The organism is Bradyrhizobium sp. McL0615, assembly GCF_049993905.1.
GTDB lineage: Bacteria > Pseudomonadota > Alphaproteobacteria > Rhizobiales > Xanthobacteraceae > Bradyrhizobium.
In genome coordinates, this window is record NZ_CP188254.1 from 7,915,869 (window position 1) to 7,931,609 (window position 15,741).

At 63.5% G+C, this 15,741-nt stretch carries 18 protein-coding genes; 4 read left to right on the top strand and 14 right to left on the bottom strand.

What is annotated here, in order from left to right; genetic code table 11:
• Window positions 1-63: 63 nt before the first annotated feature.
• The 3 genes from ACPPVP_RS38130 to ACPPVP_RS38140 form a co-directional block, all read right to left on the bottom strand.
• Complete coding sequence (locus ACPPVP_RS38130) at window positions 64-1,728, bottom strand: thiamine pyrophosphate-binding protein (protein WP_426528679.1); 1,665 nt, start codon at window positions 1,726-1,728, stop codon at window positions 64-66.
• Window positions 1,729-2,010: 282 nt separating this feature from the next.
• Window positions 2,011-2,520: a GFA family protein gene (locus ACPPVP_RS38135; RefSeq protein WP_426528680.1), complete on the bottom strand. Its 510-nt coding sequence runs from the start codon at window positions 2,518-2,520 to the stop codon at window positions 2,011-2,013.
• 200 nt (window positions 2,521-2,720) lie between these two features.
• Window positions 2,721-3,845, bottom strand: a complete 1,125-nt coding sequence (locus ACPPVP_RS38140; protein WP_426528681.1) for an alkene reductase — start codon at window positions 3,843-3,845, stop codon at window positions 2,721-2,723.
• Between the two features lie 106 nt (window positions 3,846-3,951).
• Here ACPPVP_RS38140 and ACPPVP_RS38145 point away from each other — a divergent pair, with 106 nt between their 5' ends.
• A complete protein-coding gene (locus ACPPVP_RS38145) occupies window positions 3,952-4,332 on the top strand; it encodes a winged helix-turn-helix domain-containing protein (protein WP_426528682.1) in 381 nt (126 codons plus the stop codon).
• Window positions 4,333-4,399: 67 nt separating this feature from the next.
• Entirely contained in the window at window positions 4,400-5,251 is an 852-nt protein-coding gene (locus tag ACPPVP_RS38150) for an SDR family NAD(P)-dependent oxidoreductase (RefSeq protein ID WP_426528683.1), read from the top strand.
• Between the two features lie 238 nt (window positions 5,252-5,489).
• Here the strand turns inward: ACPPVP_RS38150 and ACPPVP_RS38155 are convergent, their stop codons facing one another.
• From ACPPVP_RS38155 to ACPPVP_RS38185, 7 genes are all read right to left on the bottom strand, one after another.
• Window positions 5,490-5,696 carry a hypothetical protein gene (locus ACPPVP_RS38155; protein WP_426528684.1) on the bottom strand — a complete coding sequence of 69 codons (207 nt, stop codon included), beginning with the start codon at window positions 5,694-5,696 and terminating at the stop codon, window positions 5,490-5,492.
• 97 nt (window positions 5,697-5,793) lie between these two features.
• Window positions 5,794-6,993 carry a hypothetical protein gene (locus tag ACPPVP_RS38160; RefSeq protein ID WP_426528685.1) on the bottom strand — a complete coding sequence of 400 codons (1,200 nt, stop codon included), beginning with the start codon at window positions 6,991-6,993 and terminating at the stop codon, window positions 5,794-5,796.
• Window positions 6,990-8,039 carry a hypothetical protein gene (locus ACPPVP_RS38165; RefSeq protein WP_426528686.1) on the bottom strand — a complete coding sequence of 350 codons (1,050 nt, stop codon included), beginning with the start codon at window positions 8,037-8,039 and terminating at the stop codon, window positions 6,990-6,992. Before ACPPVP_RS38165 ends, ACPPVP_RS38160 begins: the two co-directional genes overlap by 4 nt.
• A 215-nt stretch (window positions 8,040-8,254) precedes the next feature.
• Window positions 8,255-8,530, bottom strand: coding sequence for a YiaA/YiaB family inner membrane protein (locus ACPPVP_RS38170; protein ID WP_426528687.1), 276 nt, complete (start codon window positions 8,528-8,530; stop codon window positions 8,255-8,257).
• Between the two features lie 468 nt (window positions 8,531-8,998).
• Window positions 8,999-9,406 (bottom strand): hypothetical protein, encoded by a 408-nt coding sequence (locus tag ACPPVP_RS38175; protein WP_426528688.1) that lies wholly within the window; start codon window positions 9,404-9,406, stop codon window positions 8,999-9,001.
• Window positions 9,407-9,551: 145 nt separating this feature from the next.
• A complete protein-coding gene (locus ACPPVP_RS38180) occupies window positions 9,552-9,827 on the bottom strand; it encodes a YiaA/YiaB family inner membrane protein (protein WP_214487957.1) in 276 nt (91 codons plus the stop codon).
• Between the two features lie 45 nt (window positions 9,828-9,872).
• Window positions 9,873-10,568 (bottom strand): PspA/IM30 family protein, encoded by a 696-nt coding sequence (locus tag ACPPVP_RS38185; RefSeq protein WP_426528689.1) that lies wholly within the window; start codon window positions 10,566-10,568, stop codon window positions 9,873-9,875.
• Window positions 10,569-10,672: 104 nt separating this feature from the next.
• On the opposite strand from ACPPVP_RS38185, the gene ACPPVP_RS38190 reads away from it, so the two are divergent.
• Both ACPPVP_RS38190 and ACPPVP_RS38195 read left to right on the top strand, forming a co-directional pair.
• A complete protein-coding gene (locus ACPPVP_RS38190; RefSeq protein WP_426528690.1) occupies window positions 10,673-11,281 on the top strand; it encodes a TetR/AcrR family transcriptional regulator in 609 nt (202 codons plus the stop codon).
• 171 nt (window positions 11,282-11,452) lie between these two features.
• Window positions 11,453-11,902 carry a hypothetical protein gene (locus ACPPVP_RS38195; protein ID WP_426528691.1) on the top strand — a complete coding sequence of 150 codons (450 nt, stop codon included), beginning with the start codon at window positions 11,453-11,455 and terminating at the stop codon, window positions 11,900-11,902.
• Between the two features lie 131 nt (window positions 11,903-12,033).
• Here ACPPVP_RS38195 and ACPPVP_RS38200 read toward each other — a convergent pair whose 3' ends face one another.
• The 4 genes from ACPPVP_RS38200 to ACPPVP_RS38215 all read right to left on the bottom strand — a co-directional run bounded on the left by ACPPVP_RS38200 (window position 12,034) and on the right by ACPPVP_RS38215 (window position 15,741).
• Window positions 12,034-13,008 (bottom strand): quinone oxidoreductase family protein, encoded by a 975-nt coding sequence (locus ACPPVP_RS38200; RefSeq protein WP_426528692.1) that lies wholly within the window; start codon window positions 13,006-13,008, stop codon window positions 12,034-12,036.
• A gap of 43 nt (window positions 13,009-13,051) precedes the next feature.
• Complete coding sequence (locus ACPPVP_RS38205; protein ID WP_426528693.1) at window positions 13,052-13,465, bottom strand: Rieske (2Fe-2S) protein; 414 nt, start codon at window positions 13,463-13,465, stop codon at window positions 13,052-13,054.
• 77 nt (window positions 13,466-13,542) lie between these two features.
• Window positions 13,543-14,655 carry an amidohydrolase family protein gene (locus tag ACPPVP_RS38210; protein WP_426528694.1) on the bottom strand — a complete coding sequence of 371 codons (1,113 nt, stop codon included), beginning with the start codon at window positions 14,653-14,655 and terminating at the stop codon, window positions 13,543-13,545.
• A 24-nt stretch (window positions 14,656-14,679) separates the two neighbouring features.
• Entirely contained in the window at window positions 14,680-15,741 is a 1,062-nt protein-coding gene (locus tag ACPPVP_RS38215; protein ID WP_426528695.1) for an amidohydrolase family protein, read from the bottom strand.

The window sequence follows — 15,741 nt, forward strand, 5'->3', positions numbered from 1 at the left end:
GAGATGCGAGATGGTGGGCACGCTTCGCTTTGCCCACCCTACGGCCGCGCGCCGACGGCTGAATCAATTCACCGAATTGCTCACGACCACCTCGATCAGCTTGGCGCCGGGGCGGCTGAAGGCGGATGACAATACGGACTTCAACTGCGCGGGATCGGTCACCCGTGTCGCTTCCAGCCCCAGCGATTTTGCCACGCCGGTAAAATCCACCGGCGGATCGATGAAATCCATGCCGACGTAATTGTCGTCGCCGTGGAAGGCGAGTAGCCGCTGCTTGATGATGCGGTAGCCGCCGTTGTTGACGATCACGAACGTCAGCGGCAGCTTGTGGTTGGCCGCGGTCCATAGCGACTGGATCGAATACATCGAGCTGCCGTCGCCGGAGTAGCACACCACCGGCCGTTCGGGGTTGGCGAGGCTGACGCCGACGGACGCGGGTAATCCCCAGCCGATGCCGCCCGAAGCGAGCGCGTGATAGCCGTAGCGGTCGCGATGCGGGCGCAGTGCGATCATCTGCCGCGACGAGGTCAGTCCCTCGTCGACCAGGATCGCGTTGTCGGGCATCGCCTCGACCACCTGCAATGCCAGCCAGTCCGGATCGATCGGCGAGGTATTGGCATGCTTCGATATCTGCTCGACCAGCGGCCTGCGCCGGGCCGCCCAGTTCTTCGAGGCGAGCGCCGCCAATCCCTGCCTGGCGCGTGCTTCAAGCGCGCCGCCGCCCGCAGCCTTCAGCGCCGGCACCAGCGCACGCAAGGTCTCCCGCACGTCGGCCTTGAGCGCGATGTCGGCGCCGTAATTCCGGGCGAGATCGTGATCGACCAGGCCGACCTGCACGATCGACAGGCCGTCCGGCAGCGGGTCGGTCTCGCTGTAGACCGACATCCGCAGGGGATCGCCGCCGAGCGCGATGATGAGGTCGTAAGGCGCGAGCGTGTCGCGGGCGATCTTCTGGATGCGCGCCAGCGGACCCACGAAGCACGGGCTTTCGGACAGGAAATGCGCGCCATAGGGCGTCGACGACTGATATGCCGGACAGCCCAGCGTCTCCGCCAGTTGAGCCGCCTCCTGCAACGCGTCACTCTTGACGATCTCGTCGCCGACGATGATCACGGGGCGCTCGGCCTTGAGGATGCGCGCGGTCAGCGCCTGCAGCGACTCGTCCGCCGGCTTGACGCGGGTATCGACCCGGGTCGAGCGGCCGAGTTCGATGCCGGCCTCGGCATTGAGGATGTCACCCGGCAGCGAGATGAATACCGGCCCGGTCGGCGGCGTGGTCGCGATCTTGGCGGCGCGGCGCACAATGCGCGGCAGGTCCTCCAGCCGCGTCACCTCGACCGCCCATTTCACCAGCGGCTGCGCCATCTGCACCAGCGGGCCGTACAGCACCGGCTCGGTCAGGCCGTGGCCCTGCTCCTGCTGGCCGGCGGTCAGGATCAACGGCGTGCCGGTAAAGCTGGCGTTATAGAGCGAGCCCATCGCGTTGCCGAGGCCGGGCGCGACATGGACGTTGCAGGCAACGAGTTTTCCGGAGGCGCGGCTGAAGCCATCCGCCATCGCGACGACGAGGCTTTCCTGCATCGCCATCACATAGGTGAGGTCGGGATGGTCCTTCAGCGCGTGCATGATCGGCAGTTCGGTGGTGCCGGGATTGCCGAACAGATGGGTGACCCCCTCGTCTTTCAGCAGTGCAAGGAATGCGGAGCGCCCGGTGATCTTGTTTTTCATGTCCCCTCCTGCCCGCCGGTTCGTTTGCCTGCGGGATGAGGCAGATGACCAAACTTGAACGACGTGCGCAATGGAGGCAGGTCATGGCTGCTCTGCGCGTGCACTCCCGAGTCCTGGACCCGGCGCAGATAGGCATCAGCGGTACACCGCAAGGGCCCAGAAACAAAATCGCGAAAACAACCCCATGCAAAGTAGAAAGGGCGCCGGCTTGCCGCGCTCAGGCCGCTTGCGCCCGGGGCACGAAAAGGTTCGTCGTCACGGCCGAACCTGATTCATCCTGCCCTAGGCCATCCCCTCACGATCGGCGCGCTTTTTCTTTTTCGAGCGCTGCCAGACCACGCCGGGATAGCCCTTCAGCGGCACCAGCGGTTCGCCGGTGTAGGCCCATTCCTGCAATTCCTCGATCGCGATGTGATAGAGCGGCTGCCGCCCGGTGCGGCCCGAAAACAGCGCGCGGGGGATATTGACCATATGCGGCGAGCGCGGACGTTCGTAAGCGATGGGCGTACCGCAGTTCGAACAGAAGCTTCGGGTGGTCTTGGTCGCCGCGTCCTCGTAACGCGTGAGGCTGGTCTTGCCCTTGGTGATACGAAAACGCTTGCGCCAACTCCCGACATAGGTTGCATAGGCCGAGCCATGCGCGCGGCGGCTCGACGGCGAATGATCGTGCCAGGCCCAGCGCGCCGGCACGTCGATCTCGAAAGCGACCTTGCCGCACAGGCATTGGCCGGCGGCGGGCTTTCCGAGCGACACGGCTTTGGTTTTCTTTTTCTCTTCCAGTTCAGGAAACATGTGGTGCAGCCCTTGCCGTCATTGCGAGCGAAGCGAAGCAATCCATCTTGCGTCGAAGCAAGTATGGATTGCTTCGTCGCTTCGCTCCTCGCAATGACCGGCACAGCGTAGCCCGGGTGGAGCGAAGCGCAACCCGGGGAAAATCACCAGCTCCCAGACCGCTCCCGGATGTCGCTTCGCTCATCCGGGCTACGATCTGTTTACGCCTGCTCCAGCTCGTTATGTTCGGGATAATCCGTATAACCCGCCACGTCGCCGCCGTAGAAGGTCGCGCGGTTGTAGGGCGTCAGCGGGAAGCCGCGCTGCAGGCGGCGCGGCAGGTCCGGATTGGAGATGAAGATACGGCCGAATGCCACCGCGTCGGCATGGCCATCCCGGATCGCGGCGTCCGCGGCATCGCCGGTGAAGCCTCCGGCGGTGATCAGCACGCCCTTCCAGATCGGGCGAAACAGCACCATCGCCGACGGCACGTTCTGATGGTTGACCTCGGCGCGGCCGGCGCCGGAGGAGCGCGGCTCGATGAAATGCAGATAGGCGAGCCCCAGCGGGTTGAACTGCTCGACCGCATAGGTATAGAGCGGCATCGGATCCGGTTCGCCGCTGCCATTGGCGACGCCATAAGGCGAGAGCCGCACGCCGACGCGGTCGGCGCCCCAGACGTCAACCACCGCCTGCGTCACTTCCATCAGGAAGCGTGCGCGGTTCGGGATCGAGCCGCCATACTGATCGGTGCGCAGATTGATGTGCGATTGCAAGAACTGCTCGATCAGGTAGCCGTTGGCGCCGTGCACCTCGACACCGTCGAAGCCGGCCGCAAGCGCATTCTTCGCCGCCTGCCGATAGGCATCAACCACGCCGGCAATTTCCGACGTTTCGAGCGCGCGCGGTGTCTCATAAGGCACTGCCTTGCCATCTGCCGTCCCGGTTTTCAGATCGGCAATCGGCACCGCCGACGGCGCGACCGGCAGCGCGCCGCCCGGCTGGAACGAGGAATGCGAGACGCGCCCGACATGCCAGAGCTGCAGAAAAATGATTCCGCCCCGGGCGTGAACGGCGCCGACCACCTCGCGCCAACCCGCGATCTGCTGCTCGGTGTAGATGCCGGGCACACCGGGGCTGCCGAAGCCGGTTTCCACCACCGGCGACGCCTCGGCGATCAGCAACCCGCCCGGCGTCGCGCGCTGCGCGTAATACTCGGCATTCAGCGGTCGCGGCGCGAGCGAGGGTTTCGCCGCCCGCATCCGCGTCAGCGGCGCCAGCGCGAGACGGTGCTGGAGTTGATAGGGACCGACCTTGAGCGGCGAAAACAACGATGAATAATTCATGTCTCTTCCAGAACCCCGTGTTGATACGGATATGTAACCGCCTCAGCTTGTTCGTAAAAGGTTTGGGACGCAACGTGTAGCCTCGAAGCGAGTGAGCACATCTTCCATGCAAAAACCGAACGGCAAAGCCCTTCCTTCGCTCAGCGTCCGCATCGATATCGACGCAGGGGGGCGTATCGGTCCGGGCAAGATCGAATTGCTCGAAACGATCCATCGAAGCGGTTCGATTTCCGCCGCGGGCCGCGCCATGGAAATGTCCTACAAGCGCGCCTGGGATCTGGTCGACGAGATCAACCGGATCTGCCGCCAGGCCGCGGTTGAACGGCAGACCGGCGGCAAGAATGGCGGCGGCGCGGTGCTCACGCCGTTCGGCCGCTCGCTGGTCGCGCGCTACCGCAAGATCGAGCGCACCGCCACAACCGCGGCGCGCAAGGAATTGCAGGCATTGCGTTCCGATATCGGCCGGGCGAAGAAACGCGCGGGCTGATAACAGGCGGAAAGTATGCGATAACTGGACGCGCTGAGGTCCCCCCAAGCCGTCCAGGAAACTTTACATGCCCCATCCCGCCATGTCGCCGAACAACGTTGCCGTGATCACCGGCGGCGCGTCCGGCATTGGCCTTGCCGCCGCCACACATTTCGCCGCCATCGGCATGAAGGTCTGCATCGCCGATATCGGCACTGACCGGCTCACCGAGGCGGCCGCCCAACTGGCATCCGCCGCGAAGGGCGGCGCTGCCGATGTCATGACGGCGTCCGTCGACGTCAGCCGCTTCGATGACCTCGTGGGCCTAGAAGCCACCGTGCAGAAGCGTTTCGGCGGCACCGATATCCTGATGAACAATGCCGGTATCGGGCCCGACAGCAACAGTTTTGGTCCGCTGGAAAACTGGCAGCGCATTCTCGCGGTCAATTTGTGGGGCGTCATTCACGGCACGCAGGCCTTTGCACCCCGCATGGTCGAACGCGGGCGTCCCGGCCTCATCATCAACACCGGCTCCAAGCAGGGCATCACGACGCCACCCGGAAATCCCGCCTATAACGTCTCGAAGGCCGGAGTGAAGGCGCAGACCGAAGCGCTGCAGCACGAGTTGCGCAACATTCCGGGCTGCAGGATATCAGCGCATCTGATGATCCCCGGTCACGTCTTCACGCCGCTGACCGCGCGCGGCCGCACCGAGAAGCCACCCGGCGCCTGGACGGCCGAGCAGACCGTCGACTTCATGGTCGCACGCATCGAGGCCGGCGATTTTTACATCCTGTGCCCGGACAATGACGTGCCACGGCCGCTCGACGAACGTCGCATGCAGTGGGCCGCCGGCGACATCCTGGAAAATCGTCCCGCGCTGTCGCGCTGGCATCCGGATTATGCGGAAGCGTTTGCGAAGTTCGTGAAGGGAGAATAGCGGCCGTCATACCCCACGAATGCGGGGTATCCAGTACGCCGCGGCCTTTCGATTCCATCGCTGGCGTCTCTGGAATACTGGATTGCCCGCCTTCGCGGGCAATGACAGCTTCGGTTGAGCACACAGTTTGTAGGGTGGGCAAAGGCGCTTGGGCCGTGCCCACCATTACGCACGCCGCAAGCAATGGTGGGCACGCTGCGCTTTGCCCACCCTACGAACGGCTACAAACCGCGAAGCCCTACAACGTCACCTGCTTGTCGCCGCATTGCTTGCAGACGTATTTGACGCGGGTGGCGCCCTTTTCCGCCTGGACGCGGTTCGGCGCGCCGCATTTGCCGCAGACCGCCTCGATCCGGGTGTTACCCTGTTTGACGATGAGGGCCTTCTTTTCCATCGTCTCGCGGATCAGGCGCTCGGCCTCCTCGCGCATCGCTTGCTTCGACATCGGCCTGCCCCGTCGTGAACCGTTACGGCGGCGGTCTTATCACAGTCACGATGCATTTCGTAAGCCGGTCGCGTGTGAAAAATCACGTGAAGGAAAGTCAGATGGTCTCCGGCGTCAGCGCCAGCAGGCGCCGCACCAGGGCCAGCGCCGTTTCCGTGGCCGGATCGGCCGAAATCACCGGAACCGCAAGCGCGATGACGTCGATCGGCTCATGCGACAGGACGATGAGATGCGTCGCGCTGTTGGCGGCTAGCAGCGACATCACGCGTTCGACGGCGGGATCGGACAATGTCCGGCCCCACGGCGCGTCGGGGCGGCGCAGCACCCGCACATCAGACAGGAAATCGCGCAGCAACGGCGGATCATAGGCCAGGAGTTCGCTCTCGCGATAGCGCCGGGCGCTCTCGAAGATGGGGTGACGCGCGAGTTCCGCGATCAGCGCGTCGCGCGTCCGGGCCGGCGACGCCGCGACGGAATTGAGAACGCCGGGCACCTGCGCTTCAAAGTGGGCGCGCAGCGCGTCCACCATCAAGCCGATGGTGAGGACGCCGGCGATCGCGATGGCGCTAAATCGCATGACCTGCGCCGCATCGACATCCGGCGCGACAAACGCCGCGGCAATGCCGAGAAGCGCCGAACTCGAGAGCCGCAGCGCCGTCATCAGAAGCGCTTGACGCTGCGTCTCCGCGCCGCGTTCCGCGATCAGGATCGCGGTGACGACGAGCAAGGCCCCCAATGCCCCAAGCCTGACCGGGATATCCGGCATCAGCACCCTGAAATCGGTGATGATGAAGGGAATGACGAGGACGGCGCCGACGGCGAGACGCCCGATGCTGCGATTCTCGGACGCCATCAGCGTGGCCGGGTCGCGCGTCGCCAGCAGCCAGGCGCAGATGGCAAAGCCGCCAAGCTGGAACAAGGCGAGCAGCATGGCAAAGGGCGCGGCAAAACGCTCCGATCCAACGGCGCCGGCAAGGCCGAGCATGATGCTGCCGGCAAGAATCGCGATCTTGGCCGGGCGCGGGGCATGACGCCGCAAAATCCCTTCGGTGACGAGCAAGGCGCCGAGCGGGATCAGCGCGGCCGGGATCATCGACAGGTTGTCGAGCACCCCATTGCCGCTCCACCACGCCGTGCCGCGCACCAGGAACAGCAACGCGATAATGCCAAGCGCGACCAGCAAGCGCCGGGTCAGCGGGCTCCTGGGATCGCGCCGGTAGAGCGTGAGCATGGCGACGCCAAGACCAATCGCGCCGCAGAGGTTGACGATGGAATCGGCGATCAGCTCTGGCGTCATGGGCCGGCTCCGTTTCCGGATGCCCGTGGTCGCAAGATGCCGAAGGGCCGCGTATCGTCCATCCAGTGAGCGGCGGGAAGCACCAGCCGCTGCAGGGCCAGCGCGGTACCGGTTGCGAGCAGCGCCGGCAGCGAACCGGAGGGCACTTCGCTCAGGAGATAGCGGCGCGCGCCCGCGAGATCGATGCGGCCGAGTTGCAGGACGTCGTCGCCCCTGGCGTAGTCCAGTTCCCGGGCGCAAAACGCGTTGTATTGCTCGTCGCGATGTTTTGGCGCGGCTTCGAAGGTTTTCTTGAGCGCGTCCGATCCGCCGGTATAGGCATTGGTGATGATAAACCGGGCTTCATCGAAGCCGGCTTCCTCACCGACGCCGAACACGGCGCGGTGACGCGACATGATGCCGCGCGCCAGTTGCAGATGGGCAAAGCTCTGGCGAGCGTCCGAATGCGGCGACGGAAAGACATCCGAAAAGGTCTGGCTGACCATGCCGACGACGGATGGCACCTGGGTGACGTTCGAGATCCATTTCGGACGCAGCCCATCGCGGACAAAGAGAACCAGCGCTGTCAGGCCATAGAGCACCCAGGACAGTCCGCGCCCGCGCTCGTCGGGATCGACCATCACAAGACCGAGATGGGTGACCTCCGCAGGTTCCCCGTCGAGTTCGACCTCCATCACCGACAGCGCATTGAAGGCGATCGGCCGTCCAGTCTTTTCCTCAGAGATCAGCGTGACGATGGCGCGTGACAACCGTTCGCGGTCGCCGGAGAAAATGCCGTAGGTGAGCCTTTCCTCAGGCAGCGTTTTGGCGGCCACGACACGCAATTGCGACACCAGTTCGCCGAGTTCGGCTTCGGAAAGCGACAGAGCGGGAGTTTCGACAATGCGCGTGATCAGCCCGGCATGGGTGCGAATGGTGAGATCGATGGTCGGCTGGCGCAACGCTTTCAGCCAGAACACGCCATAGCCGCCAAGACTCGCGGCCGCGGAGCTGACCTGCCCCCAGGCACGACGGATCGCCGAATTGCCGCTTGAGAAAAACGCCATGCCACTTGCCCGCACTCGGTCCGGATCTTGTGCGCCGGGCCCATTAAGGAGCCATGAGTGCGACACGTTACGGTGGCCGGAGGGTAAACGATGTGTTGGTGACGTCAAACATTCCGGTAAGGCAGGAAAACGGCGGATGCCGAAGCATCCGCCGCCTGCCTTCGCCAGCACCACGTCACAGGTTGCGCGGCCTTGGAGATTACGAAGTCTTGAACTTACGAGGTCTTGGAAACTTCCATCAGCAGCCGTTCGGCCTTGGCATCCTCGATGCGGTTCACAAAGCGGCTGCTCTCATGCACGTCACGCACCGTTTTGGTCAGGGTGACACAGGACTGAATGAGCATCACGATGCCCATCGCGAGGTAGCCCTTGATCCAGAGGTCAACGGGGAGAAAGTAGACGCCGATGGCGACCAGGAAGGCCGAGGCGCCGAACGAACCGTAGGTAAAGGTGACCCAGGCGTTGCTGTGATGCTGGATATTCTGATTCATGGCGCCATCCTGCAAAATGAGATTGTGCAAAGAAATTTCGCTTTCAGATCGGCTGCATGCGTTTCGCGAAACCGCATCGCAACCTTATCTGCCCGGGATTTCTGCGCCCACGCCAGTTAAGGAGCTATGAGCGGAGCACCTTTAGGTTGCGGCAGGGTAAATGATATATTGAGCGGCGGCGTCAAATGATTCATGACAGGAAACAGCGGAGCGGCCGTACCAGATCAGGCCAGCCGGCTTTTCATGGGCCAGCCGGTTCAACAGCCGCTATAGTCGTGTAACAACAACGCGCAAGCGCCGAGCGTTCTCTTTATCGAGGTGGAACCTCTGCAACACAAGGCTTGCGCTATCATTGGTCGAACGGCTGGATGCTGACGCCGGTCAAGCGAACGGCGGATGCTGAGACATCCGCCGCCCGCGCTCGCCAGCGCCGCGCGTCACAGGTTGCGCGGCCCTTACATCCGATCTTCACGCGCAGGCCGGCTCAATCGAATGCCGTCGCCGGTTGCCGTCATCATCCGACAACAGCGAGCACAAGCCCATCGGCAGCAGCAGGAAGAAGCCGGCGCAGAGTGCGCCATTCATGACCTCTGAGGGCACCGTCGGCGAGAACATGATCGCGAACAGGGCGAGAACCAGGCCGACGGCGATCGTCATGCCGAAGGCTGCGGTCAGGGATGCCCTCAAGAACGTCGGCAAGCCCCGTGCAAGATATCCGTCCATGAGCCCGGTGATCGACGATACAGGCAGGGTGAGCAGAAAGGACGTGATTGCGCATAAGCCGATGAAGCTATCGTCGATCCGGCCCGCGATGGCAGCAGCAACCAACCACACCGCGAGCGCGACCAATGAAGGTCCCAGCAGAAGAAACACCACGGGTCGTTTCATTGAAGTCGATCCTTCCTTTAAGTCTTCGGACGCGCAGCAAGGGCTGCGGCGATTTCTGGATCATGTCTGGCCGCCGAACGGACGGCGAATGCTGAAACATCCGCCGCCCGCCTCGCCAGCACCGCGTCACAGGTTACGCGGCTTTGGAAACTTCCATCAGCAACCGCTCTGCCTTGGCATCCTCGATGCGGTTCACCAGCTTGCCGCTCTCGTGCATGTCACGCACGGTCTTGACCAGGGTGACGCAGGACTGGACGAGCATCACGATGCCCATCGCGAGATAGCCCTTGATCCAGAGATCGAGCGGCAGGAAGAACACGCCGACGGCGACCATGAAGGCCGAAGCGGAGAATGAAGCGTAGGTGAAGGTAACCCAGGCACCGCTGTGGGGTTGGACGTTCTGGTTCATGATAAAATCTCCTGTGTGATATGGGTTAATCGATCAAATTCAGTTTCAGGCAGCCTGCGTGCGTTTGGCGTTCAACCGCGCGAGCACGTCGTCCGCGGTTGATTTCAGCCGAGGGCCGAAACCCTGTTCGGCGAGTTTCTCGGCGGTCGCCAGCGGTCCGCTCGCGGCATCGAGTTCGATCAGGGCATCGGAGGCGGCCTGGGCCTCGATCTGCCGCTCGCGCAGCCGCTTCAGCGTATTCTCCGCTTCCGGCAGCGTGGATTCGTAGGGACGCGCGGCTTCGATGCCGCCCCGGCGCAGCGCGCGAACCGCTTCAGAGGCGCGGGCGATACGGCGACCGCGATCGAGCTCGGTGATCCGCGCCTCGGCATTGGCGACCTGGCGCTTCATGCGCGTGATCTCCGATGCGAACAGCGTCCGCGCGGTCATCGCGGCGTCGCGGTCAGCCTCAAGATTGGCGATCGCCTGTGCGGCCTCGCGGGCGAGATCTTCCCGGCCGCCATCGAGTGCTGCGGTGGCGCGGACTTCGAGATCGGCGATCCGGACGTTGGTGGCGTCGAGACGGCGGCCTTCCTGCTGGTCGCCTGCGATCGCCAGCGCCAGCGTGCGCTTGGAGCGTTCGACGGCGGCCGCCGCATCGCGCATCTGCTGGTCGAGAATGAGAAGCGCCGAGCGGTCTTCCAGTTCTTCCTCAGCGGCAGCCAGGCTGCCCCGGAAGAGCGTCAAAACAGTTTTGAACATTTTCAGCTCCCTGTGTTATGAGCATCGCTCATGAATTACTTGTAGCACCAACGTGAGCGTTGCTCAAGAATTATTTTGAGCGCCGCTCAAGAAATTGGTAAAAAATGTCTAAAGCACTGGAAAGACGAGCGAAATTTCGGGAAGAATTGATCCTGGCGGCGGAACGAAGCCTCTCCGCAGGCGGATTGGCAGGTCTGAAGACGCGGGAGCTGGCGCGGGAAATCGGCGTGGCCAACGGCGCGGTCTACAATCTCGTCGAGGACATGGACGAATTGATCCTGCGGGTGGGATCGCGCACGCTTGGGCGGCTGGATGCTTCGCTCAGCGCGGCTGAAGCCCAGGGGACCGCCTCTGCTCGCGACACGCTGGTGCGCATCGCGGTCGCCTACTGCGATTTCGCCGCTGCAAATCTCGAACTATGGCGCGCACTGTTCGAACACCGGATGACGCCAGGCAAGCCGGTTCCGGAATGGGCGGTCGACGAACAGATGAATCTGTTTCGGCATATCTATCGTCCGCTCGCTGCGCTGTTTCCAAAGCGCTCGGGTGCTGAACTCGGCGTAACGGCACGCAGCCTGTTCTCCGCCGTACACGGCATGGTGCTGCTCGGCCTCGAACAGAAGCTGATCGCGGTGCCGGTGATTGAACTGCGCAAGGAAATCGCCGTCATCGTCGGCGCGATGATCGATGGGCTGACGGCGAAGGCTGCGTGATCGCGGCGATGGCGTTACAGGCGTAACATCGGCTCGCCGATCTTAAATTCTCTTTTAGCCGGGCATCGCGAACAGTTGAGCGACAAACGCGTCGATCTCGATGGCGATTCAAATAACGATCGCCACCTCTGAAGTATCGCGGCTGGGAGCGAAGTCTGACGGAGAGTAATGATGGTGCGCAAGAGTTTGATCGCGTTGTTGGCGGTTGCGGCCCTGGGCCTGGTTTCACCTACGATGGCGTTGGCGCGAGGAGGCGGCGGTGGCGGTGGAGGTGGCCATGGCGGCGGCGGTTTTGGCGGTGGTGGCGGTGGAGGTTTTCACGGCGGTGGCTTTGGCGGCGGTGGCTTCCACGGTGGAGGGTTCGGTGGCGGAGGTTTTCGCGGCGGCGGTTTCGCCGGTGGATTTCACAATGGTGGCTTCGGCCGTGGATTCCATGGCGGCTTTGGACGCCGCTTCGCGTTCGGCTCCGGGATAGGCTACGGCTACTATCCGTACGACTACTACAATGACTACAGCTACGACCCCTACGCCTATAACGACGATGGCGGCTGCTATGTAGCGCAGCGACGCGTGCACACCCGTCACGGCTGGCGGACGCAGCCGGTTCAGGTCTGCGGTTGACCGCGTATCGGCTGAGATCATCAGGTGACCTCGGCGCGGTCTTGCGCTGAGGTCACCATGTTCGAACGGGCCTGCGGCGCGCGACAGAGACGGCCGCTCTCTGCGGCACGTCTTGCGGCCCGCGAAGGCGGTTACACGATCAGGACTGTCGACCCCGTGGTCTTGCGCGCGGCCAGATCGGCATGGGCTTTTGCGGCGTCCTTGAGCGGATAGGTCTGATTGACCTCGATCTTGACCGCGCCTGACTTGACGACGTCGAACAGCTCCTTCGCCATCGCCACGAGATTTTCACGCCCGGCCGCATAGGTATTGAGCGTGGGGCGGGTGACGAAGAGCGATCCCTTCTGCGCCAGCAGGCCGAGATTGAGCGGATCGACCGCGCCGGAAGACGCGCCAAACAGCGCCGCGACGCCGAGCGGCGCCAGACAGTCGAGCGATTTGAGGAACGTGTCCTTGCCGACGGAATCATAGACCACCGGCACCTTCTTGCCGCCCGTGATCTCGTCGACGCGTTTGACGAAATCCTCGCGTGAATAGACGATGGTGTGGGCGCAGCCATGCGCCTTGGCCAGCTTGGCCTTGTCGTCGCTGCCTACGGTGCCGATCACGGTGGCGCCGAGATGCTTTGCCCATTGGCTGAGGATCAGGCCGACGCCGCCGGCCGCGGCGTGCAGCAGGATGGTGTCGCCGGATTTGACGCGATAGGTCTGGCGGATCAGGTACTGCACCGTGAGGCCCTTCAGCATCATGGCCGCGGCGGTCTTGTCGTCGATGCCGTCGGGCAGCTTGAGCAGGCGATCGGCTGGGATCAGGCGCGCTTCGGCATAGGCGCCGACCGGCGCGCTGCCGTAGGCGACGCGATCGCCGGGCTTCAGATCGGTCACGCCGGATCCGACTTCCTCGACCACGCCGGCGGCCTCACCGCCGAGCCCGCTCGGCAATTGCGACGGATAGAGCCCGGAGCGGTTGTAGATGTCGACAAAATTCAGTCCAACAGCAGTGTGGCGGATGCGCGCCTGCCCCGGCCCGGGCTTGCCGACCTCGACCTCTTCCCAGACCAGAACTTCGGGACCGCCGGTTTTGTGAAAGTGGATGGCGTGCGTCATGGAGTGCTCCTTCGGGTGAACTGCAGTGGATGGAAACCGGCCTTTACGCCTCGACGATGACGTAGCTGTCCTCGACATGAACAGGGAATGTCTCGGCGACATAAGGCCCTTTGGCCAGCGTCTCGCCGTCCTCGATCACGACCGGATAGGTCCTGATCTTGACGCGCTGCGGGTCGAACCAGGATTGGCCGTCGCGCATGTCGAACTCCCAGCCGTGCCAGGCGCAGCGGAGCAATTCCCCGACCCGCGAGCGTTCGTAGACGCCGGGCTCCTTCGACGTCAGCCGCGCCACGCAGGCGGCTTTTTCCAGCGGTGCGCCGGCATGCGGACAGCGATTGACCAGCGCAAAATACTCGCCATTGACATGAAACACGACGATGTGGCGGCCGTTGATTTCGACAACCTTGTTGCCGCCGGGCGGAATCTCCGACGTGCTCGCGATGATGTGCCGGGCCATGCTGTCTCGACTATCTAGTCTTTTTGTTTGAGCATGATCTTTTTGGAAAACCGATTCCCACTTTTCCGGATCATGCTCTAGAACTTGTAGATTGCGCGCGCGTTGGTGTTGAAGATTTTTCGGCGCTCGGCTTCGGTCAACGGCGTCCTGAAGGCGAAGCGCGGATCGTCGAAGTCCCAGTGCGGATAGTCCGACGAGAACAGCAGGCGCTCGACGCCGACCCACTCGATCAGCGAGCGCAGATGTCTTGCCTCATCCGGCTCGTCGATCGGCTGCGTCGTGAACCAGAAATGCTCCTTCACATATTCCGACGGCCGGCGCTTGAGGTGCGGCACCTCGCTGCGGAAACTTTCAAAGTGCCGATCCATCCGCCAGGTGGCCGAGGGAATCCAGCCAAAGCCGCCCTCGATGAACACGATCTTCAAGTTCGGGAAGCGCTCGGGTACGCCTTCGAGCACCAGGCTGGTAAGCTGCGCCGCCATGGTGTGCGCGTTCGACTGGTGCTCCTCGACATAATAAGACGGCCAGCCGCCGCCGGTCGGTGCGTGCCCGCCATAGCCGCCGACATGTATGCCGAGCGGCAGGCCCAATTCCTGCGCGCGGGCGTAGATCGGCCAGTAGCGGCGGCGGCCGAGCGGCTCGTTGGCGCGCGGGCAGACGTTGATCTGCACATAGCGGCCGATTTTCGCGCAGCGCTCGATCTCGGCGATCGCGAACTCCGTGTCGTCCTGGCCGGCGAGGATCGAGGCTTTCAGCCGTGGATCGCGGTCGGACCAGAAGGCGAGCTGCCAGTCGTTGATGGCGCGCTGGATCGCGGCGCCGAATTCCAGGTTCTGCTGCGAGAAGATGAAGAGATCGAGCACCTGCAAAATGCCGTACTCGACATCGAGCGGATCGAGGTGCTGCTTGCGCATAAAGTCGAGATCCGAACCAGGCGGCCCTCCGGTCGGCGGCCAAGCATCGCGGCGCGCGATCAGCGGCGAGGAGCGTGGATAGGGCGTGGTGCCGATATAGGGCGTACGCAGATGGCTGCCATAGGTGCGCAAATGCTGTTGCCAGCGTTTCGGCAGGAACTGATCGAGGTCGCTGTGCGCGTGAATGCTCGGATGCACGTCGCAATCGATGATGCGCAGCCGGCTTTGGGCGGCGACTTCCTCCGCGAGGATGGGGCGGTCGATGACATCACTCATGCGATCCTCCTTCGATGTTGCAGTTCACGCAGCAAGCTTCAGCCGCGGAAAGGTCTCTAACGGGTTGTCGGCACACATGCGCGAGGCAATACTGGCCGGCAGATGCGGCGGCATCGGATCGTCGCCGTCGAACTGCCAGTGCGGATAGTCCGACGCAAACAGGAACATCTTGTCGGAGCCGATCTGCTCGATCACGTCGGCGATGCCTGCGGCATCCGGCGGGCCGTCGAACGGCTGCATGGTGACGCGGATATGGTCGCGGATGATCGCGGCCGGCTCGCGCTCGACCCATGGCACCTCGACGCGCACGCCGCGCCAGGTCTTGTTGGCGCGCCACATGAAGGCGGGCAGCCAGCTCACGCCCGACTCCATCAGCACGACCTTGAGATCAGGGAATTTGCCGAACACGCCTTCATAGATCAGGCTCAATATCTGGGCCTGAAACGCCTGCGCTTCCGCCAGATAATATTCGTAGCGATACGACGGCCAGCCGATCGAACTCGGCGCGCCGCGATACGCGCTGCCGGCATGGATCGCGACCGGCAACTTGTGCTTCTCGGCGGCTTGCCAGACCGGCCAGTACTGCCGGCGTCCGAGCAGCGTCTCTCCCTGCGCCAGCACCAGTACGGAGACGAAACGGTTGTCGCCCGCGCGCCGCTCGATTTCTTCCACCGCCAGATCCGGCGCCTGCATCGGCACCACGATCGAGGCGGAGAGCCGCGGATCCTTGGACAGCCATTCGGCCGCGATCCAATCGTTGATCGCCTTGCAGAAGCCGGCCGCCATGTAGGGGTCGAACACCGTCTGCGCGCCATAGACGACGTTACAGATCGCATGGCTCGAACCGAGCTGGTCGAACGCGCCGCGCTGCACCATCTTGAGCTCGCTGCCCGGCTTGCCGTTGGCGGTTCGCCAGTCGGCGCGGCCTGAGAACGGCATATTGGGCGGATAGGAGTTGAGATCGAGGCCGTCGATGGCGCGGCTGACCACCTGCTCTTTCCAGTGGTCGTCGAGATAGGGCAGCAGCGTGGTGCGGGTTCCGCCCACCGCGGGATGGATGTCGCAGTCGATCCGCGTGGCCGCCAT